Annotated in this window: 19 protein-coding genes and 1 pseudogene; 3 read left to right on the forward strand and 17 right to left on the reverse strand. The window is 72.9% G+C overall.

What is annotated here, in order from left to right; translation table 11 throughout:
* Positions 1–157: 157 nt before the first annotated feature.
* The 3 genes and pseudogenes from OG472_RS16985 to OG472_RS16995 form a co-directional block, all read right to left on the reverse strand.
* A pseudogene (locus tag OG472_RS16985) lies at positions 158–664 on the reverse strand (WxL protein peptidoglycan domain-containing protein); the annotation flags it as partial.
* Positions 661–1,968: a beta-xylosidase gene (locus OG472_RS16990; RefSeq protein ID WP_405941684.1), complete on the reverse strand. Its 1,308-nt coding sequence runs from the start codon at positions 1,966–1,968 to the stop codon at positions 661–663. The pseudogene OG472_RS16985 and the gene OG472_RS16990, both read right to left, overlap by 4 nt.
* A gap of 116 nt (positions 1,969–2,084) precedes the next feature.
* Positions 2,085–3,170 carry a GlxA family transcriptional regulator gene (locus OG472_RS16995; protein WP_405941685.1) on the reverse strand — a complete coding sequence of 362 codons (1,086 nt, stop codon included), beginning with the start codon at positions 3,168–3,170 and terminating at the stop codon, positions 2,085–2,087.
* A gap of 71 nt (positions 3,171–3,241) precedes the next feature.
* Between OG472_RS16995 and OG472_RS17000 the strand changes: the two genes are divergently transcribed.
* A complete protein-coding gene (locus tag OG472_RS17000; RefSeq protein WP_405941686.1) occupies positions 3,242–4,564 on the forward strand; it encodes an MFS transporter in 1,323 nt (440 codons plus the stop codon).
* A gap of 452 nt (positions 4,565–5,016) precedes the next feature.
* Here the strand turns inward: OG472_RS17000 and OG472_RS17005 are convergent, their stop codons facing one another.
* The 12 genes from OG472_RS17005 to hrcA all read right to left on the reverse strand — a co-directional run bounded on the left by OG472_RS17005 (position 5,017) and on the right by hrcA (position 15,703).
* Positions 5,017–5,373 (reverse strand): cytidine deaminase, encoded by a 357-nt coding sequence (locus tag OG472_RS17005; protein WP_401601932.1) that lies wholly within the window; start codon positions 5,371–5,373, stop codon positions 5,017–5,019.
* 97 nt (positions 5,374–5,470) lie between these two features.
* Positions 5,471–5,824: an MmcQ/YjbR family DNA-binding protein gene (locus OG472_RS17010; RefSeq protein WP_383568194.1), complete on the reverse strand. Its 354-nt coding sequence runs from the start codon at positions 5,822–5,824 to the stop codon at positions 5,471–5,473.
* Positions 5,821–7,125: a hemolysin family protein gene (locus OG472_RS17015; protein WP_383568190.1), complete on the reverse strand. Its 1,305-nt coding sequence runs from the start codon at positions 7,123–7,125 to the stop codon at positions 5,821–5,823. Before OG472_RS17015 ends, OG472_RS17010 begins: the two co-directional genes overlap by 4 nt.
* Positions 7,122–7,619, reverse strand: coding sequence for an rRNA maturation RNase YbeY (gene ybeY / locus OG472_RS17020; protein ID WP_401601934.1), 498 nt, complete (start codon positions 7,617–7,619; stop codon positions 7,122–7,124). Before ybeY ends, OG472_RS17015 begins: the two co-directional genes overlap by 4 nt.
* A 13-nt stretch (positions 7,620–7,632) precedes the next feature.
* Positions 7,633–8,676, reverse strand: a complete 1,044-nt coding sequence (locus OG472_RS17025; RefSeq protein ID WP_401245319.1) for a PhoH family protein — start codon at positions 8,674–8,676, stop codon at positions 7,633–7,635.
* A 158-nt stretch (positions 8,677–8,834) separates the two neighbouring features.
* Entirely contained in the window at positions 8,835–9,929 is a 1,095-nt protein-coding gene (locus tag OG472_RS17030) for a carbohydrate kinase family protein (protein ID WP_401601936.1), read from the reverse strand.
* 94 nt (positions 9,930–10,023) lie between these two features.
* Entirely contained in the window at positions 10,024–10,929 is a 906-nt protein-coding gene (locus OG472_RS17035; RefSeq protein WP_401601938.1) for a ribonuclease Z, read from the reverse strand.
* 4 nt (positions 10,930–10,933) lie between these two features.
* A complete protein-coding gene (locus OG472_RS17040) occupies positions 10,934–11,293 on the reverse strand; it encodes a histidine triad nucleotide-binding protein (protein WP_383568176.1) in 360 nt (119 codons plus the stop codon).
* Positions 11,294–11,558: 265 nt separating this feature from the next.
* A complete protein-coding gene (locus OG472_RS17045) occupies positions 11,559–12,302 on the reverse strand; it encodes a 16S rRNA (uracil(1498)-N(3))-methyltransferase (RefSeq protein ID WP_405830087.1) in 744 nt (247 codons plus the stop codon).
* Positions 12,299–13,390, reverse strand: a complete 1,092-nt coding sequence (locus tag OG472_RS17050) for a nitronate monooxygenase (protein ID WP_405941687.1) — start codon at positions 13,388–13,390, stop codon at positions 12,299–12,301. The genes OG472_RS17045 and OG472_RS17050 overlap by 4 nt, the downstream gene beginning before the upstream one ends.
* 156 nt (positions 13,391–13,546) lie before the next feature.
* Positions 13,547–14,686: a molecular chaperone DnaJ gene (gene dnaJ / locus OG472_RS17055; RefSeq protein WP_383568167.1), complete on the reverse strand. Its 1,140-nt coding sequence runs from the start codon at positions 14,684–14,686 to the stop codon at positions 13,547–13,549.
* Positions 14,687–15,703 (reverse strand): heat-inducible transcriptional repressor HrcA, encoded by a 1,017-nt coding sequence (gene hrcA, locus OG472_RS17060; RefSeq protein ID WP_383568164.1) that lies wholly within the window; start codon positions 15,701–15,703, stop codon positions 14,687–14,689.
* A gap of 148 nt (positions 15,704–15,851) precedes the next feature.
* On the opposite strand from hrcA, the gene OG472_RS17065 reads away from it, so the two are divergent.
* Positions 15,852–16,577: an MBL fold metallo-hydrolase gene (locus OG472_RS17065; protein WP_405941688.1), complete on the forward strand. Its 726-nt coding sequence runs from the start codon at positions 15,852–15,854 to the stop codon at positions 16,575–16,577.
* Positions 16,578–16,605: 28 nt separating this feature from the next.
* Complete coding sequence (locus tag OG472_RS17070) at positions 16,606–17,415, forward strand: DUF3097 domain-containing protein (protein WP_401601945.1); 810 nt, start codon at positions 16,606–16,608, stop codon at positions 17,413–17,415.
* Here the strand turns inward: OG472_RS17070 and OG472_RS17075 are convergent.
* The gene (locus OG472_RS17075; protein ID WP_405941689.1) at positions 17,393–17,980 is read right to left on the reverse strand and encodes a Uma2 family endonuclease; all 588 of its coding nucleotides are present in this window, start codon (positions 17,978–17,980) and stop codon (positions 17,393–17,395) included. The genes OG472_RS17070 and OG472_RS17075 overlap by 23 nt on opposite strands.
* Positions 17,981–18,082: 102 nt before the next feature.
* On the reverse strand, positions 18,083–19,315 hold the full coding sequence (hemW, locus tag OG472_RS17080; RefSeq protein WP_383568153.1) for a radical SAM family heme chaperone HemW: 1,233 nt from the start codon (positions 19,313–19,315) through the stop codon (positions 18,083–18,085).
* Positions 19,316–19,325 lie beyond the last annotated feature (10 nt).

A 19,325-nucleotide genomic window follows, 5' to 3' on the forward strand; every position in this document is an offset into this window, starting at 1 on the left:
CCGCGCCGCGGCGGTGCACGGTGACGCCCTCGACTGCGAGGGCGGCCGCGGTCGGGCCGGTCACCCGCAGGTACACCCGGGCGGCGACGGCCTGCTGGACGCCGATCCCCCGGGCGGTGGCGGCGGGCCGGTCCTCCAGGGCCACGATGGCACCGGGGTGGTCCCCGGGCTCCGCCCGGTCGGGGACGGTGAGGGTGAAGCCGACGCGGACCGACCCCCGGGCCGGTACGGTCACCTGCTCCCGGTCGAGCTTCGCCCAGGCGGCGGTGGCCCGGCGCGGCTCGTCGGGGCCGCGCAGCGCGAAGCCGCCGTCGCGGGCGGTGTTGTAGGCGTCGGCGGGGTAGAGCCGGAAGGTGCGGGGACGGTCGGTGCGGTTGGTCACGGTGACGGTGTCGGTGACGGCCTGGCCGGGCGCGGCGGCGAGGTAGAAGTACGGCCGCTGGCCGATGCCCGTCGCGGCGGGGAGCACGGACCACTGGCCGTTGTCGGCGGATTCGGCCGGCGCGGCGAGCAGGAGGACGAGCCCGGCGGCGACGAGCAGGGCCACCGCTGCGCGGAGCCCGTCCCCCACCCCGAAAATCCAGCCTCGCCGGCGTTTGAGGCGCGGGGTCCGGGGCGGAGCCCCGATCGTGAAGCCCCGTCGGCGATGGGGGCGCGGGGTCACGACAGGGTCAGGGTGAGGACCGCCGTGTACGCCCCCGGCGGGGTGTACGGCGGGACCTGCAGGGTCACCGTGGCGTCGACCGTGAAGGTGCCGCCGACGAGCGGGGCGTCGGCGGTGGAGGCCAGGAGGGCCCCCTCCGGGCCGACCACGCCCGCGCTGCCCGGCGTACAGGCGCTCGGGCTGCCCGGGGCCGCCACGCAGGTCGGGTTCCAGGACAGGGACGCGCCCGGGATGCGCACCCCACCCGGGCCGGTGAAGTCGGTGACCTTGCCGGTGAGGGACCAGCCGGCCGGGCCGCCGCGGGCGTCGGTGACCGTGACGGTCCCGATCCGGCCGGGGGCGGCGCCGCCGTCGCCGTACGGGACGGCGCCGAGGGTGATGTCCTCGCCGGCCTGGGTCATGCCGAGGGCGCCCGGTTCGACGGTGGCCGTGACCTTGCGGGTGCCCGCCACCGTCGGGGTGGTGTCGATGACGGTGTACGCGGCCGGGCCCGAGCCCCGGCTCGCCGACCAGGCCGGGCCCTCGTAGGCGATCACCCCGGTGGTGGCCTTGTCCGTGACGGGCAACTCCACCAGGGCCGTGCCCAGTTCGTCGGCGGTGGCGCTCACCCGGTCGGCGGTTTCGGCGGCGCCGGCCCGTCCGGCCACCGTCACGGCCGCGCCCGGGGGGAAGCCGGCGGCGGTGACCTTGACCTTGGCGCCCGGCTTTCCGTGGGCCGCCGCGAGGAAGACGCTGCGCAGGTTGGCCGTGGGCAGCGCGGTCGCGGTCAGGCGTTCGGAGACGGGGGTGGCGGACGGCGCCGCGGCGGTGCAGGTGGTGTCGAGGTCCAGCAGGTGGCTGGTGTGCAGGGTGTAGGCGCCCGGGGCGAGGGTGATCTCACCGGGCGCGGTGACGGTGAAGGTGCCGGTCATGGTGACGGCGGGAAGGGGCTCGCCGGCCTTGACGGGGTCGTTGCGCTTGGCCCCGACGACGGTGACCTCGCCGCTCTGGGCGCCCGCGAGCACGATCCGGCCGGTCGGGGTCAGCACGTCGGCGGGGAGCCGGCCGTCGGCCGCGTTCGGATCCAGGGGTGGCACGGCGGGGGTCCGGAGCACCTGGTAGGTCACGGTGACGGTGTCGCCGACCTGCGGAGCCGGGTCGTCGACGGTGATCCGGGCGGTGGTCGGCCCGTCGGCGGGCGGGAGGCCGGCCTCCTGGGGCGGCAGGCAGTGCGTCGGGAACTCCACCTGGCCGGGAGGGGTCTCCCCCTCGGCCGCGGCCGGTGCGCTCAGGGCGCCCCCGGTCGTGGCGGCGAGCACCGCCATGCCGACTGCGGCCGACCATCTCCGCTTCCGCGCCCCTGTTCGCACTGCCCGCCCCCTGGGTTCCCTCGCGCCGAGCCCCTGCGCAGGGGCCATTCACGAGCGGGCGGCGGGAGAAGTCAATGCACGGATCCGGCATCAACTGATGGCCCATCAGGAGATGGCAGGTTCCCGCTCCCACGGCCGTCTCGGCCCGCATCCCCGCCCGCATCCGCGCCCGCATCCGGGCCCGCGTCCCCGCCCGCCGCACGGAACGTGCGCCGGTACGCCGTCGGGCTCACCCCGAGCGCCGCCTGCACGTGCTTGCGCAGCGACTGCGCCGTCCCGAATCCCGTCTCCCGCGCCACCTGTTCCATCGGCAGATCCGTCCGCTCCAGCAGCCACCGGGCCCGTTCCACCCGCTGTCCGACGATCCACTCGCCGGGGCTGATCCCGGCCTCCTCCCGGAACCTGCGCGTGAACGTCCGTACCGACATGGCCTCCTGCCGGGCCAGGTCGACCAGCCGCACCGGCTCGTGCAGCCGGTCCAGCACCCAGGCCCGGGCCGCCGCGGTGCTGGCCAGCTGCGGCTGCGGCACCGGGCGTTCGACGAACTGGGCCTGCCCGCCGTCCCGGTGCGGCGGTACGACGGTCCGCCGGGCCACGTCGTTGGCGACGGCCGCGCCGTGGTCGCGGCGCACGATGTGCAGGCACAGGTCGATGCCGGCGGCGACCCCGGCCGAGGTCAGCACGTCCCCGTCGTCGGTGTAGAGCACGTCGGCGTCCACCCGCACGGACGGGAAGAGCCGCTGGAAGTGCTCCGCGTGGAACCAGTGGGTGGTGGCCGGGCGCCCGTCCAGGAAACCGGCGGCGGCCAGCACGTACCCGCCCGTGCAGATGGAGACGAGCCGCGTCCCGGGCCGGATGTGCGCGAGCGCCGCGGCGAGCTCGCCGCTCAGCCGCCCCTCCTCGTACACCGGCCCCAGCTCGTACGAGGCGGGCACCACCACGGTGTCGGCCGTGGCCAGCAGCTCGGGGCCGTGCTCGACCTGGACCGCGAAATCGGCGTCCGTGCGCACCGGCCCGGCGGCCAGGGCGCAGGTGAGGATCTCGTACAGCGGCTCTCCGGCAGGACCCTTGGCCCGGCCGAAGATCCGGTGCGGGATGCCGAGCTCGAAGGGCAGCAGCCCCGTGAGCGCGAGGACGACGACACGGTGAAGGGTCATGGCCCAATCGTATCGAAGGGTGTCAGTCAGGCCACTGTCGTACGGGACCCTCCCGGCCGGAAGCTGTCCGGGTGACGCAGACAGCCCCCATCCCCGCCCCCACGACCACCCCTCCGGCCGTCCCGGGACGGGTCCACCGCGCCTGGTTCGTCGCGGCCGTCGCCTTCGTGACGATCATCGGCGCGGCCGCCTTCGCCTCGCTGCCCGGACTGCTCATCGAGCCGCTGCACGAGGAGTTCGACTGGTCGCGCGGCACGATCGGCTTCGCCGTCTCGGTGAACCTCGCGCTGTACGGGCTCACCGCCCCCTTCGCCGCGGCGCTGATGGACCGCTTCGGCATCCGCAAGGTGGTGGCCCTGGCCCTGCTGGTCATATCCGGCGGCACCGCGGCCACCGTGTGGATGACGGCGTCCTGGCAGCTGGTGCTGTTCTGGGGCGTGCTGGTGGGCCTGGGCAGCGGCTCCATGGCGCTGGCCTTCGCGGCGACGGTGACCAACCGCTGGTTCACCGCCCGGCGCGGGCTGGTCACCGGCATCCTGACCGCGGCCGGGGCCTCCGGCCAGCTGATCTTCCTGCCGCTGCTGTCGTGGCTGGTGGAGCACCACGGCTGGCGCCCGGCGGCGGTGACGGTGTCGCTGGCGGCCCTGGCCGTCGTCCCGTTCGTGTGGCTGCTGCTGCGCGACCATCCCGCGGACGTGGGTCTCGCGCCGTACGGCGGCACCTACGCGGAAAAGCCCGCCCCGGTGACGGGCGCGGCGCGGCGGACGGTGACGGTGCTGTTCAAGGCGGCCCGGACCGGCCCCTTCTGGCTGCTGGCGGGGACCTTCGCGATCTGTGGGGCCTCGACCAACGGGCTGGTCAAGACCCACTTCGTACCGGCGGCCCACGACCACGGCATGCCGGTGACGGCGGCCGCGGGACTGCTCGCGGTGATCGGGGTGTTCGACGTCGTCGGCACCATCGCCTCCGGCTGGTTCACCGACCGCTTCGAGGCGCGCCGACTGCTGGCGGTGTACTACGCGCTGCGCGGGATCTCGCTGCTGTTCCTGCCGATGCTGCTGGCGCCGTCCGTGCACCCGCCGATGGTCTTCTTCATCGTCTTCTACGGGCTGGACTGGGTCGCGACCGTCCCGCCGACCATCGCGCTCTGCCGTGAGCACTACGGGGAGGACAGCGCGATCGTCTTCGGCTGGGTGCTGGCCTCGCACCAGGTCGGCGCGGCGGCGGTGGCCTTCCTGGGCGGCCTGGCCAGGGACGCCTTCGGCTCGTACGACGTCGTCTGGTACGCGTCGGGCGCGCTGTGCGCGATGGCTGCGCTGATGGCGATGGTCATCCGCCGTCGGCAGCCTCCCGGCGGGGCAGCCGATCCCACCGGCGGGGCTCGGTACGCCTGACGGCGACCCGCGCGGGTGCCGGCCGACTCCCGCCCCGCCCGCGGCCCGACCCGGCTTCGCCGCCGCCTTCGGGCCGGCCCTGGGTCAATCCGGCCTCGCCGCCGCATTCAGGCTCGCATGGGCAAACCCAGGCCCGCCGGCTTTCAGGCTCGGCCGGGCCACAACCAGCCTCGCCGACGTTTGAGTGGGGGTCCCCCGGACGAAGTCTGGGGGAGGGTCCGGGCGGAGCCCGGTGCCCGGCGGAGCCGGGTTCTCCCCCAGCTACCGCTGGGAGGTGCCCCCAGGGGCTCCGCCCCAGACCCCGCGCCTCAAACGCCGGCGAGGCTGGATTGTGCCGGCGGAGCCGGATCTGCCCGGCGGGGCAGGACATGGCCCGGGCCGGGCTGGGTGTGGCCCGGCTCCAGGGGCCGGGCGCGGGGCGCGCAGGGAGGGGCGGCCACCCCGCCGGGAGGCTAGGCGCCTGCGGGAGTGGTGGACTTCAGCGTGCCGTCCGGGGCCGCCAGCAGCACCGGGGTGTCCGGGCCGCCCAGGTCGCGGACGGCCGCGCGGTCGGCCTCGGCGGGGGCGTCGGCCGCGCTGACGACGGCCGCGGCCTCCAGGGAGCGTGCGCCGCTCGCCACGGCCATCGCGACCGCGGTCTGCAGCGCGCTCAGCTTCAGGGAGTCGAGCTCCACCGTCCCGGCGACGTAGGTGCGGCCCGTCTCGTCGCGCACCGCCGCCCCCTCGGGCACGCCGTTGCGGGCCCGGGCGCTGCGCGCCAGCGTGATGATCTTGGTGTCCTCGGGGTCGATCCCGGTGCTCTCGGTCATGGGCGAAAGCATAGGGAGCGGCCGGTCCGGGCCGCGCAACGACCCCGCCACGGCGCTCCGGGCACGGCCGGGCTCAGGGCCGGGCGCACCCCCGGGCTCAGGGCCGGTCGAGCTTCAGCCGCTCCGCCCGCGGCAGCCCTGCGACGACCAGGTCGTACGAGTCCTCGACGAGCTCGCGCAGCATCGCCTCGGGGACCCCGCCCACCGTCACCGTGTTCCAGTGCCGCTTGTTCATGTGGTAGCCCGGCACGATCGCCTCGTGCTCCTCGCGCAGCCGCACCGCCAGCTCCGGCTCGCACTTGAGGTTGACCTTCAGCGGCTCCGCGTCCAGCGCCGAGAGCGCGAACACCTTGCCCAGCACCTTGAAGACCGAGGTCTCCGGGGTGAAGGGGAACTCCTCCACCGCCGCGTTGAAGCCCAGACAGAATTCCCGCAGCTCCGCCGGGGTCATTCCCCCTCCTCCCCCACGGCCTCCGCCGCGGCCACCGGTTCCACCAGCACCGTCACGATCTTGTTCCGCCGTCCCGCCGGGGACTCGGCCGTCAGCCGCAGCGGACGCCCGTCCGGCAGTTCCACCACCGCCGAGGCGCCCGCGATCGGCACCCGGCCCAGCGCCTTCGCCAGCAGGCCGCCGACCGTCTCCACGTCCTCGTCGTCGAAGGCCTCGACCTTGAACAGCTCACCGAGGTCGGTGATGTCGAGGCGCGCCGTGACCCGGTAGCGGTCCTCGCCCAGGTCCTCGACGGGCGGGAGTTCCCGGTCGTACTCGTCCGTGATCTCGCCGACGATCTCCTCGAGGATGTCCTCGATGGTGACGATGCCGGCCGTGCCGCCGTACTCGTCGATGACGACGGCGACGTGGTTGCGCACCTGCTGCATCTCGCGCAGCAGATCGCCCGCGTTCTTGGTGTCCGGCACGAAGACGGCCGCCCGCATCGCCGTGGAGACCAGGTCGGACTCCGCCTCGCGGCTGATGTGGGTCTTGCGGACCAGGTCCTTCAGGTAGACGATCCCGACGATGTCGTCCTCGTTCTCCCCGGTCACCGGGATGCGCGAGAAGCCGGACCGCAGTGCCAGCGTGGTCGCCTGACGGATCGTCTTGTACCGCTCGATGCAGACCAGGTCGGTGCGCGGCACCATCACCTCGCGCACCAGGGTGTCGCCGAGCTCGAAGACCTGGTGCACCATCCGGCGCTCGTCGTCCTCGATCAGCGATTCCTTCTCCGCGAGGTCCACCATCGCGCGCAGCTCCGCCTCGGAGGCGAACGGCCCCTTGCGGAAACCCTTTCCGGGCGTGAGCGCGTTGCCGATGAGGATCAGCAGCTGCGGGATCGGCCCCATCACCCGGGCGAGCGGTACGAGGACGTACGCGGCCGCCGTCGAGGTGTTCAGCGGGTGCTGGCGGCCGATCGTGCGCGGGGAGACGCCGACGGCGACGAAGGAGACGAGCACCATCACGGCGATGGCCACGAGCAGCGCGGTCCAGTTCTCGCCGAACTCGTCGAGGCAGACGTAGGTGACGAGCACCCCCGCCGCCATCTCGCAGGTGACCCGGACCAGCAGCGCCACGTTGAGGTAGCGGGTGGGGTCGCCGGCGACCTGGGCGAGCTTCTCGCTGCCGCGCCGGCCCTCCCGCACGGCCTGCTCGGCGCGGAAGATCGAAATGCGGGCGATGCCGGACTCCGCGCAGGCCGCGAACCAGGCCACGACCACCAGCAGCACCGCTCCGGTGATCAGCTGCGCGGCGTTCACGAGACGGTGGGCGCCGGCGACGGACCCGTCATGCCGCGCTCACCGCGCCAGCCGTCGACGATGGCCGCCTGCAGACCGAACATCTCGGCCTTCTCGTCCGGCTCCTCGTGGTCGTAGCCGAGCAGGTGCAGCACTCCGTGGACGGTCAGGAGCTGGAGCTCCTCGTCCATGGAGTGCTGCGTCGGGGCTTCCTCGCCCTGCTTCTTCGCGACTTCGGGGCACAGCACGATGTCGCCGAGGAGTCCCTGCGGGGGCTCCTCGTCGTCCTTCGTCGGCGGACGGAGCTCGTCCATCGGGAAGGACATGACGTCGGTCGGGCCGGGCAGATCCATCCACTGGATGTGGAGCTGCTCCATCGCGTCCTCGTCGATGACGATGACGGAGAGCTCGGAGAGCGGGTGGATCCGCATCCGGGTGAGCGCGTAGCGGGCGATGTCGAGGATCGCCTGCTCGTCGACCTCGGTTCCGGACTCGTTGTTGACGTCGATCGACATGGTGCGCTGGGTTCTACTTCCGCTGGTGGCCGTTCGCGGCCTGCTGGCCGTCGTCGTACTTCTCGTACGCGTCGACGATACGGCCGACCAGCTTGTGCCGGACGACATCCTCGGACGTGAGCCGCGAGAAGTGGATGTCCGGCACCCCGTCGAGGATCTCCTGGACCTGACGCAGACCGCTCTTGGCGCCACCCGGCAGGTCGATCTGCGTGACGTCGCCGGTGACGACGATCTTCGAGTCGAAGCCGAGCCGGGTCAGGAACATCTTCATCTGCTCGGCGGTGGTGTTCTGCGCCTCGTCGAGGACGACGAAGGCGTCGTTGAGCGTGCGTCCGCGCATGTACGCCAGGGGCGCGACCTCGATCGTCCCGGCGGCCATGAGCCGCGGGATCGAGTCGGGGTCGAGCATGTCGTGCAGCGCGTCGTAGAGCGGGCGCAGGTACGGGTCGATCTTGTCGAAGAGGGTGCCCGGCAGGAAGCCGAGCCGCTCCCCCGCCTCGACGGCGGGCCGGGTCAGGATGATCCGGCTGACCTGCTTGGACTGCAGGGCCTGGACCGCCTTGGCCATGGCGAGGTAGGTCTTGCCGGTGCCGGCGGGGCCGATGCCGAAGACGATCGTGTTCTTGTCGATCGCGTCGACGTACCGCTTCTGGTTGAGGGTCTTGGGTCGGATGGTGCGGCCGCGGCTGGAGAGGATGTTCTGGGTGAGCACCTCGGCGGGCGTTTCCTCGGGCCCGTTCCCGTTTCCGTTGCCGCTCGCCTTGAGCATGGCGATCGAGCGTTCCACTGCGTCCTCCGTCATCGGCTGCCCGGTGCGGAGCACCAGCATCATCTCGTCGAACAGGCGCTGGACCAGTGCGACTTCCGCCGCATCCCCGATCGCGCTGACCTGATTGCCCCGAACATGGATGTCGGCCTTCGGGAAGGCCTTCTCGATCACGCGCAACAGGGCGTCACCGGATCCGAGCACCGTCACCATCGGGTGCCTGGCCGGGACGGTGAAGTGGGCTCGCGCCTGCCCCGGCACTGGAATGTGGGCTGTGGGTGTCTGAGTCATGGGCCGGCACTGTGGCCTGCACATACCTCCCGCTGAGGGGCCGCGCCGATCGACGACCTCCGGAATACCAAGCGTACGTCGCCGTCGCGGCTTCCCCGAGAGGTTTTACGCCCTCTCCGCGCGGCCCCCGGAGCCGCCACGGCCCCGCGGTCGTCCGGTCACGCGGAGTGCCGGAATCCGATCGTCGGCACGGCTCTGCGCCGGGACGCCGGGCCCGAGCCGGGCGGGATCAGATCGTCCAGGAAGCCGTAGCGGCCGCGCAGCGACTGCGGGGCGGTCCGCCACCAGTGGGCCACCTCCGGCCAGCCGGGGGCCGACAGGGAGCCGCCGAACTCCTGGACGGACAGGGCCGCCGTCAGCCCGGCGAAGGCCAGTCGGTCCGCGAGGGGCCAGCCCGCCAGCGTGCCGGTGACGAAGCCCGCCACGTACACGTCCCCCGCCCCCGTGGGGTCCAGCTCGTCCACAGTGATCCCGGGGACCTGCGCCGTCTCCCCGGTGCGCCCGTCCACCGCGTACGAGCCCTCCGAACCCATCGTCACCACCGCGATCGGCACCTTCTCCGCCAGGGCCCGGGCCGCGGCCCGCGGACAGTCGGTCCGTGTGTACCGCATGGCCTCGCCCGCGTTCGGCAGGAAGGCCTCGCAGTGCTCCAGGTCGGCCAGGGCTCCAAGATCCCACCGGCCGCTCTCGTCCCACCCCACGTCCGCGAAGATCCGCGAGCCGCGCCGGGCGGCCTCGCCGATCCACGCCTCGCCGCGGCCGGGACCGAGCGCGGCCACGGCCGCGCGGGCCGGCGGCGGGCACTGCGGGAACGGCCCGGAGCCGGCCGGCGGCGGGGCCTCGTGACCGTGCGAGACCATCGTGCGCTCGCCCTCGTAGGCCATCGAGACGGTGACGGGGCTGTGCCAGCCGGGGATCGTGTGCGACATGGACAGGTCGATGCCCTCGCCCTGCTCCAGGGCGTCCCAGCAGTACTCGCCGTAGTGGTCGTCCCCGAAGGCCGCGGCCAGTGAGGTGCGCAGCCCGAGCCGGGCCAGGGCGGTGGCCATGTTGGCGACGCCGCCGGGGCTGGAGCCCATGCCGCGCGCCCAGGACTCCGTACCGCGGACCGGCGCCGAGTCCAGGCCCGTGAAGATGATGTCGAGGAACACCGTGCCGGTCAGGAAGACGTCGCAGCCCGGCTCCTGCGGATCGCGCAGCGGACCGAGCGGGTCCACGGCGGCTGCGCGGCTGTCGAAGTCCCTACTGGTCACGGTGTACTCCCCGATGTGTTTCCTACGGAAAGCTGCCAGCCCTGCCCGTCCGGTGCGGAGCCAAACCCCAGTGTGGCGCAGATCACCTACACGTTCAGCCCCGCTTGGGCAGCGGAACGCGCACCAGGTCCGCCGCCACCGTCAGCTCGCCCTCGAAGCCCGCCGCCCGCGCCTGCCGCTCGAACTCGGACGGGTCCGTGTACCGCTGCGAGAAGTGCGTCAGCACGAGGTGCCGGACGCCCGCGTCCCGCGCCACCCGCGCCGCCTGGCCCGCCGTGAGGTGGCCGTGGTCGGTGGCCAGCCGCTCGTCCTCGTCGAGGAAGGTCGACTCGATCACGAGCATGTCGCAGCCCTCGGCGAGCGCGTACACCCCGTCGCAGAGCCGGGTGTCCATGACGAAGGCGAACCGCTGCCCGCGCCGGGGCTCGCTGACCTCGTCCAGCGCGACCTCTCCGAGCCTGCCGTCGCGCTGGATCCGGCCCACGTCCGGCCCCTTGACGCCGTGCCGCGCGAGCAGCTCCGGCACCATGCGGCGCCCGTCGGGCTCGGTGATCCGGTAGCCGAAGGACTCCACCGGGTGCGAGAGCAGCCGGGCCTCCAGGACGTACGTGGCCCCCTGCGCCAGCGTCCCGTCCGCGGCCACCGGTTCCTCGCGCAGCGGGACGGTCTCGCGGTAGGCCGTGGCGTACCGCAGCCGGTCGAAGAACTTCTGCCCGGAGGCCGGGTAGTGCGCGGTGACGGGGTGCGGGACCTGGTCGAGGTTGATCCGCTGGATCACCCCGGCCAGCCCGAGGCTGTGGTCACCGTGGAAGTGGGTGATACAGATCCGGTTGATGTCGTGCGCGGCGACCCCGGCCCGCAGCATCTGCCGCTGCGTGCCCTCGCCCGGGTCGAAGAGGATGCCCTCGCCGTCCCAGCGCAGCAGGTAGCCGTTGTGGTTGCGGTGGCGGGTGGGCACCTGGCTGGCGGTGCCCAGCACCACGAACTCTCGTACGGACACGTGCTTATCCGGGGGGCCACTGGAGGCCGCGGCCGCCGATGACGTGCGCGTGCGCGTGGAAGACGGTCTGCCCGGCGCCGGAGCCGGTGTTGAAGACGACGCGGTAGCCGTGCTCGACGATCTTCTCGTCGAGGGCGATCTGGCCGGCCTCGCGCAGTATGTCGGCGGCGACGGCCGGCTCGGCGGCGGCGAGGGAGGCCGCGTCGGGGTAGTGCACCTTGGGGATCACGAGCACGTGCGTGGGCGCCTGCGGGTTGATGTCCCGGAAGGCGACCGTGGTCTCGGTCTCGCGGACCACGGTCGCGGGGATGTTCCCCTCGACGATCTTGCAGAACAGGCAGTCGGCCTGCGGTTCCCCGGCCATTGCTGAGCCTCCCGTGACGTTGATCGGTCCGGGCATCGTATCCAGCCGCACGCCTGCCGCGGGCGGGCATTACGGCCGCCCCACGCGCCGGTCGGCGCCGGGCCGCAGCCGGACCGGGGGCGGAGCAGCCCTCGGGGGCGGAGGTACCAGAAGCAGCGGGGCGGCCCGGCAGACCGCCAGGCCGCCGAAACCAGGGGCCCGGCCATCAGGACCGGCAGGCCTTCGGACCAGGGGGCCAGGCCGGCCAGGGGGCGGATCGACGGCGTCAGGCCCAGCGGCCCGTGCGGGCCAGCAGGACCGCCGTGGCCGCGGTGCCCGCCGTGGAGGTGCGCAGGACGGAGCGGCCCAGGCGGTGGGGGTGGGCCCCCGCCGCGGCGAAGGCCGCCAGCTCCTCCGGGGAGACGCCGCCCTCCGGGCCGACCACCAGGACGACGGAACCGGAGGAGGGGAGGGCCGCCGTGGCCAGGGCCTCGGAGGGGGTGTCGCGGTCCTCGTGCAGGACCATCGCCAGGTCGGCTTCGGCCAGCAGCGCCGCGACCTGCTTGGTGGACATGGCCTCGGCCACCTCCGGGAAGCGGACGCGGCGGGACTGCTTGCCCGCCTCCCGGGCGGTGGCCCGCCACTTGGCCAGGGACTTGGCGCCCCGGTCGCCGCGCCACTGCGTGATGCAGCGCGAGGCCTGCCAGGGCACGATCGCGTCGACGCCGGTCTCGGTCATGGTCTCGACGGCCAGCTCGCCGCGGTCCCCCTTGGGCAGGGCCTGGACCACGGTGATGCGGACCGCAGGTTCCGGTTCCAGCCCGGCCGAGGAGACCGACACGACGAGGCGGTCCTTGCCCTCCGCGGCCTTCACGACCGCCTCCGCCCAGCCGCCCCGGCCGTCGGTCAGGACCACCGCCTCGCCCGGGTTCAGCCGTTTCACGGACACCGCGTGCCGGCCCTCCGGGCCGTCCAGGACGAACTCCGGCCCCGCGGGGACCTCTTCGACCACGAACACCGGGGCGGTCATGACGCACTCCTCATCTGCATTGCCTTCAACGTGCTCTGCGCCTCGGCCAGTTCGGCCGCCAGCACCTCCACCAGTTCCCCCGCCGGCAGCGCCCGCGCCAGCCGGTGCCCCTGGCCCGCCCACAGGGCCATGCCCTGCGCGTCCCCGGCCGCGGCGGCCGCCCTGCGCAACCCCGAGGTCAGGTGGTGGACCTGCGGGTAGGCGGCCGGGGCGTACGGTCCGTGCTCCCGCATGAACCGGTTCACCAGACCCCGCGCCGGCCGCCCGGAGAACGCCCGGGTCAGCTCGGTCCGGACGAACATCGGATCCGTCAGTGCCTTCTTGTGCACGGGGTCCGCCCCCGACTCGGGGCAGGCCAGGAAGGCCGTCCCGAGCTGCGCCGCCTCGGCGCCCGCCGCCAGCAGCGCCGCGATCTGCGAGCCGCGCATGAGGCCGCCCGCCGCGATGATCGGGAGGGCCACGGCCTCCCGCACCTGGGCCACCAGCGCGAGCAGCCCCACGGCCGCCGTGCCGTCGGCCTGGGGGTCGTCGCGGTGGGTGCCCTGGTGGCCGCCCGCCTCGACGCCCTGGACGCACACGGCGTCGGCGCCCGCCTGCTGGGCGGTACCGGCCTCCTCGACGGAGGTCGCCGTGACGACCGTGTACGTACCGGCCTTGCGCAGGGCGGCGAGGGCCTCGGAGGAGGGGCAGCCGAAGGTGAACGAGACGACCGGGACCGGGTCTTCGAGGAGGATGGCGAGCTTGGCGTCGTAGCCGTCGTCGCTGGTGCCGATGATGTCCTCCTCGGCGAGCGAGATCGCGTACCAGCTCGCCTCACCGGCCAGCTGCCCGCGGTACGCCTCCACGGCGGCCGGATCCACGAAACCGGTCTGCGGAAGGAAGAGGTTGACGCCGAAGCGGCGCCGGGTGAGGGCCCGCACCTGCTTGATCTCCTGGTACATCCCGTCCGCGGTCTTGTACCCGCCGGCCAGGAAGCCCAGCCCGCCCGCCTCGCACACGGCGGCGACGAGCGGCGGACAGGAGGCGCCGCCCGCCATGGGAGCCTGCACGATCGGGTAAGGGGAGAGACCGTTCGGTGCGGAGGACATGGACTGCATCGTGCCATGTCCCGCTCATGGGGCCGAATCATGGCATTCGCCTGGCATAGTCCGCTTCCCGGCCCGGTCACGGGCCCCCGCCGGGCCCATGCGAAGAGCCCGGCAGGGAATCCCCTGGCCGGGCTCTCGGCGGTGTCCGCCGGCCGCTCAGCGACCGTTGAACGCGTCCTTCAGACGGCTGAACAGGCCCTGCTGACCTGGCGCGAACTGGCCCATCGGCCGCTCCTCGCCGCGCAGCTTCGCCAGCTGGCGCAGCAGGTCCTCCTGCTGGGCGTCCAGCTTGCCCGGGGTGGTGACCTCGACGTGGACGATCAGGTCGCCGCGCCCGCCGCCGCGCAGGTGGGTGACGCCGCGCCCGTGCAGCGGGATCGCCTGTCCGGAGCCGGTGCCGGGCCGGATGTCGATCTCCTCCAGGCCGTCCAGCGTCTCCAGCGGGCACTTGGTGCCCAGTGCGGCCGCCGTCATCGGGATCGTCACCGTGCAGTGCAGGTCGTCCCCGCGCCGCTGGAAGGTCGGGTGCGCCAGCTCGTGGATCTCCACGTACAGGTCGCCGGCGGGGCCGCCGCCGGGGCCGACCTCGCCCTCGCCCGCGAGCTGGATGCGGGTGCCGTTCTCGACACCGGCCGGGATCTTGACCGTGAGGCTGCGGCGGGAGCGGACCCGTCCGTCGCCCGCGCACTCGGGGCACGGGGTCGGGACCACGGTGCCGAAGCCCTGGCACTGCGGGCAGGGCCGCGAGGTCATGACCTGGCCGAGGAAGGACCGGGTGACCTGCGAGACCTCACCGCGGCCGCGGCACATGTCACACGTCTGCGCGGAGGTGCCGGGAGCGGCGCCCTCGCCGGAGCAGGTGGTGCAGACGACGGCCGTGTCGACCTGGATGTCCTTGGTCGTCCCGAAGGCCGCCTCGTCCAGCTCCAGGTCCAGGCGGATCATGGCGTCCTGGCCGCGCCGGGTCCGCGAGCGCGGGCCGCGCTGCTGACTCTGGCCGAAGAAGGCGTCCATGATGTCGGAGAAGTTGCCGAAGCCGCCCGCCCCGAAGCCGCCCGCGCCACCGCCGCCGCCCGAGGAGGACAGCGGGTCGCCGCCGAGGTCGTAGACCTGCTTCTTCTGCGGGTCCGAGAGGACCTCGTAGGCGGCGTTGATCTCCTTGAAACGCTCTTGCGTCTTGGGATCGGGGTTCACATCCGGGTGCAGCTCGCGCGCGAGCCGACGGAATGCCTTCTTGATCTCGTCCTGCGATGCGTCGCGGCGCACGCCGAGAACGGCGTAGTAGTCCGTGGCCACTTACGACTCCGCCAGGATCTGTCCGACGTAACGTGCCACTGCGCGTACCGCTCCCATCGTTCCGGGGTAGTCCATGCGGGTCGGTCCGACCACGCCGAGTTTGGCGACTGTTTCGCCGCCCGAACCGTAACCGACGGAGACGACGGACGTGGAGTTCAGTCCCTCGTAGGCATTCTCATGCCCGATCCGTACGGCCATTCCCGACTCGTTGGCCTCGCCGAGCAGCTTGAGGAGCACGACCTGCTCCTCCAGCGCCTCGAGCACCGGCCTGATCGTCAGGGGAAAATCGTGTCCGAAGCGGGTGAGATTGGCGGTGCCGCCGATCATCAGCCGCTCTTCGGCTTCCTCGACCAGGGTTTCGAGGAGGGTGGAGAGCACGGTGGAGACGGTGCCCCGGTCCTCCGCCTCGAAGGATTCGGGCAGGTCCTGGACGAGCGGGGGCACATCGGTGAAGCGCCGTCCGACGACCCGGCTGTTGAGCCGGGCCCGCAGGTCGGCGAGCGAGGCCTCGCTGAAGGGGCTCGCGCAGTCGATGAGCCGCTGCTCGACCCGCCCGGTGTCCGTGATCAGTACGAGCATCAGGCGCGCGGGAGCGAGCGAGAGCAGCTCCACGTGCCGGACGGTCGACCGGGTCAGGCTCGGGTACTGGACGACCGCGACCTGACGGGTGAGCTGCGCGAGCAGCCGCACCGTGCGGCCGACGACGTCGTCGAGGTCGACGGCGCCGTCGAGGAAGTTCTGGATGGCCCGGCGCTCGGGCGTCGACAGCGGTTTGACCCCCGCCAGCTTGTCGACGAAGAGGCGGTAGCCCTTGTCGGTGGGGATCCGGCCGGCGCTGGTGTGGGGCTGGGCGATGTAGCCCTCGTCCTCCAGCACGGCCATGTCGTTGCGCACGGTCGCGGGCGAGACGCCGAGCCGGTGCCGCTCGGTGAGCGCCTTGGAGCCGACCGGCTCCTCCGTCCCGACGTAGTCCTGGACGATGGCGCGCAGCACTTCGAGTCTGCGTTCGCTGAGCATCGCGCGCACACCTCCAGCTGTGGTCCGTTGCCGTGTTCTGCCGTGTTGGTTGGCACTCTGGCCGTTCGAGTGCCAGAGATCCCCCGCTCAGTGTACGGCCGGGCGGTAAGCCCCTGGCAAGGGAGGCCCGCCAGGGTAGCGTCGCCCCATGGACGTGCGTTGGGAAGAGGAAGGCTGGGAGCGGCTGACCGGATGGGCCGGCCGGCGACGGCTGCCGGTGTGGGACTGCACCGTGGGGCTGGTGGTGGGGGACGAGTCGGTGCTCCTGATCGACCCCGGTTCGTGTGTCCGGGAGGGCGCTCAGGTGCGGGCCGAGGCGGAGCGGCTGACGGGCCGGCGCGTGACCCATATCGCATTCACGCACGGTCATTTCGATCACGTGCTGGGCGGGGCGGCCTTCTCCGGGGCCGAGGTGTTCGGGGCGGTCGGACTGGACGCAGTGCTGTCGACGGGCCGCGAGGAGCTGCGCGGGGACGCGGTGCGGCACGGCCTGGCGGAGGCGGAGGCGGCCGAGGCGGTGGACCTGCTGGTGGCGCCGAAGCACCTGGTGTCGGGCGAGTGGACGCTGGATCTGGGCGGGCTGCAGGTGCTGCTGGCCAATGTGGGGCCCGGCCACACGGGACACGACCTGGCCGTCTTCGTGCCGGGCGGGCGCGAGACGGTGTTCTGCGGGGACCTGGTCGAGGAGTCGGGCGAGCCCTTGGCCGGTCCGGACGCGGCGCCCCGGCAGTGGCCCGCCGCCCTGGACCGGCTGCTGGCGCTCGGCGGGGACGACGCACTGTACGTGCCGGGTCACGGAGCGGTGGTCACGGCGGACTTCGTCCGTGCGCAACGCGCCACACTGGCAGCCCGTTTCGGCGTGTCGGAGACATGACGCGGGCGGCTCTCCTACTGTCGGCCGGATGCGCGAGTACTCCCCCGACCTGACCCCGCAGTGGAAGCGACCCAAGGCAGTGCCGGAGGTGGCGGCCGAGCCCGATCTGGTGGTCGAGGTGGCGGGTACGGACTTCTGCGGCGCGGTGGTGGCCTGCGAGGCGGGCACGGTGACCCTGGAGGACCGGTTCGGCAAGCGCCGGGTGTTCCCGATGGAGCCCCGGGGGTTCCTGCTGGAGGGCGCGGTGGTCACCCTGGTCCGCCCGCCCCGGGGCCCGTCCGCGCCGGCCCGTACGGCCTCGGGCTCGATCGCCGTTCCGGGAGCCCGGGCACGGGTGGCGCGGGCCGGGCGCATCTACGTGGAGGGCCGGCACGACGCGGAGCTGGTGGAGCGGGTCTGGGGTGACGACCTGCGCATCGAGGGCGTGGTGGTGGAGTACCTGGAGGGCATCGACGACCTTCCGGCCGTCGTCGCGGAGTTCGCCCCGGCCCCGGACGCCCGGCTGGGGATCCTGGTGGACCATCTGGTGCCGGGCTCGAAGGAGTCCCGTATCGCGGCGTCGGTGACCTCTCCGGACGTCCTGGTCGTGGGCCACCCGTACGTGGACGTCTGGCAGGCCGTGAAGCCCTCCGCGCTGGGTATCCCCGCGTGGCCGGTGGTCCCGCGCGGCCAGGACTGGAAGACGGGCATCTGCCGCGCCCTGGGCTGGCCGGAGAACACGGGCGCCGCCTGGCAGCACATCCTGTCCCGGGTGACGTCCTACAAGGACCTGGAGCCGACGCTCCTGGGCCGCGTGGAGGAACTGATCGACTTCGTCACGGCCGGTGGTACCCCTTGAATTGCGGCAGGGTGCCGAATTCACCGGTGTCCAGCTTGATGTCCAGGACGGCCAGAGGGACGGGCTCGCCGAACCTCACCGTTCGTTCGACCTTGTAGTCAGCGTCCTCGGCAGCCCCGGCCGGCTCGGTGAGGAGCAGGCATTCCGCCTTGAACGGGTCGATGATCAGGTAGGCGGGAACCCGGCCCGCCGCGTACATCGAGCGCTTGATCCCGTAGTCGGCGTTCGCACTGTTCTTGGAGACGACCTCGACCAGCAACGTGATGGCCGGGGCGGGCACGAGCCTGCCCGGACCGTCGAAAGCGCCGTGCTCGACGACCACAAGATCCGGCTGCGGCTCGGAAGACTCCTCGGGGATCGAGATGTCCTGCGTCTGCACCGGATACCACTTGTCCAGTGGAATCTGCTTCTGCACGTGCAGGACGATCAGGTTGTGGACCCAATCGGCCCCGGCCATCATCACGATGTCCCCCCTGAGGAGCTCCGCCTTGAAACCCTCGGGGACCTCCAGGTCCTCGAAGGCTTGGACGGCATCCGTGATCAGCCGGTCATCCACAGCGGTCATCTCCGTGGTCCTCCGCGTCCTGCCGCCGTCGCTTACGGTGGCAGCGCACGAACAGGATAGGCAGGCTCGTCCCGATCCCGCCCGGATTCACTCGCCCGAGTGTCAGTCCACCAGGTCCCGGACCACCGCGTCGGCCAGCAGCCGGCCGCGCAGGGTCAGGACCGCCCGCCCGGCCTCGTACGGACCGGCGTCCAGCAGCCCGTCCTCGAGGGCCTTGCGGGAGGCGGCGAGCCCGGCGGGGGCGAGCAGGGACAGCGGGACGCCGTCCACGAGGCGCAGCTCCAGCAGGATCCGCTCCACCCGGCGGTCCTCCTCGGAGAGGAGCTCGCGTCCCGCGCCCGGGGAGCGCCCCTCCGCCAGGGCCGCCGCGTAGGCGCCCGGGTGCTTGACGTTCCACCACCGGACCCCGCCCACGTGCGAGTGCGCGCCCGGCCCCGCGCCCCACCAGTCGGCGCCGCGCCAGTACAGCTCGTTGTGCAGGCAGCGCCCGGCCTCCGAGGTGGCCCAGTTCGAGACCTCGTACCAGGAGTACCCGGCCCCGGCCATGACCTCGTCCGCGATCAGGTAGCGGTCGGCGTGCACGTCGTCGTCCGTCATCGGGACCTCGCCCCGGCGGATCCGGCGCGCCAGCTGCGTGCCCTCCTCCACGATGAGCGCGTAGGCGCTGATGTGGTCCGGGCCCGCCCCGAGCGCCGCGTCCAGTGAGGCCCGCCAGTCCTCGTCCGACTCGCCCGGCGTCCCGTAGATCAGGTCGAGGTTGACGTGCTCGAAGCCCGCGGCCCGCGCCTCCGCGACGCAGGCCTCCGGGCGACCGGGGGTGTGGGTGCGGTCCAGCACCTTCAGGACGTGCTGCTTGGCGCTCTGCATGCCGAAGGAGATCCGGTTGAAGCCCCCGGCGCGCAGCTCGGCCAGGTACTCCGGGTTCACGGACTCCGGATTGGCCTCGGTGGTGATCTCCGCGTCCTCGGCCAGGCCGAATTCGTCCCGGATCGCCGCGAGCATCCGCACGAGGTCCCCGGCCGGCAGCAGCGTGGGCGTACCGCCGCCCACGAACACCGTCCGGACGGCCCTCGGGTCGTCCCCGAGGACCTTCCGCGCGAGGCGGACCTCGTCGATCAGGGTGTCGGCGTAGTTCTCCCGGGAGGCGAGCACGCCTCCGGTGCCCCGCAGCTCGGTGGCCGTGTAGGTGTTGAAGTCGCAGTACCCGCAGCGCGTGGCGCAGTACGGGACGTGCAGGTAGAACCCGAGCGGCCGCTCCCCCGCGCCCGCCAGGGCATGCGACGGCAGCGAGCCGTCTTCGGGCATGGGTTCACCGTCGGGCAGTGCGGAAGGCATGACCCCATTG

Source organism: Streptomyces sp. NBC_00207 (assembly GCF_045160965.1).
GTDB lineage: Bacteria > Actinomycetota > Actinomycetes > Streptomycetales > Streptomycetaceae > Streptomyces.

Bases quoted from the DNA above. Each gene is read 5' to 3' on its own strand.
- hrcA (WP_383568164.1), bottom strand. From the start codon at position 15,703: ATGCTCAGCGAACGCAGACTCGAAGTGCTGCGCGCCATCGTCCAGGAC.
- OG472_RS17010 (WP_383568194.1), bottom strand. From the start codon at position 5,824: ATGACCCCGGCGGAGCTGCGGGAATTCTGTCTGGGCTTCAACGCGGCG.
- OG472_RS17005 (WP_401601932.1), bottom strand. From the start codon at position 5,373: ATGACCGAGAGCACCGGGATCGACCCCGAGGACACCAAGATCATCACG.
- OG472_RS17025 (WP_401245319.1), bottom strand. From the start codon at position 8,676: ATGACTCAGACACCCACAGCCCACATTCCAGTGCCGGGGCAGGCGCGA.
- OG472_RS17050 (WP_405941687.1), bottom strand. From the start codon at position 13,390: ATGTCCTCCGCACCGAACGGTCTCTCCCCTTACCCGATCGTGCAGGCT.
- ybeY (WP_401601934.1), bottom strand. From the start codon at position 7,619: ATGTCGATCGACGTCAACAACGAGTCCGGAACCGAGGTCGACGAGCAG.
- OG472_RS17045 (WP_405830087.1), bottom strand. From the start codon at position 12,302: ATGACCGCCCCGGTGTTCGTGGTCGAAGAGGTCCCCGCGGGGCCGGAG.
- OG472_RS16995 (WP_405941685.1), bottom strand. From the start codon at position 3,170: ATGACCCTTCACCGTGTCGTCGTCCTCGCGCTCACGGGGCTGCTGCCC.
- OG472_RS17040 (WP_383568176.1), bottom strand. From the start codon at position 11,293: ATGGCCGGGGAACCGCAGGCCGACTGCCTGTTCTGCAAGATCGTCGAG.
- OG472_RS17075 (WP_405941689.1), bottom strand. From the start codon at position 17,980: ATGACCGCTGTGGATGACCGGCTGATCACGGATGCCGTCCAAGCCTTC.
- hemW (WP_383568153.1), bottom strand. From the start codon at position 19,315: ATGCCTTCCGCACTGCCCGACGGTGAACCCATGCCCGAAGACGGCTCG.
- OG472_RS17070 (WP_401601945.1), top strand. From the start codon at position 16,606: ATGCGCGAGTACTCCCCCGACCTGACCCCGCAGTGGAAGCGACCCAAG.
- OG472_RS16990 (WP_405941684.1), bottom strand. From the start codon at position 1,968: ATGGCGGTGCTCGCCGCCACGACCGGGGGCGCCCTGAGCGCACCGGCC.
- OG472_RS17065 (WP_405941688.1), top strand. From the start codon at position 15,852: ATGGACGTGCGTTGGGAAGAGGAAGGCTGGGAGCGGCTGACCGGATGG.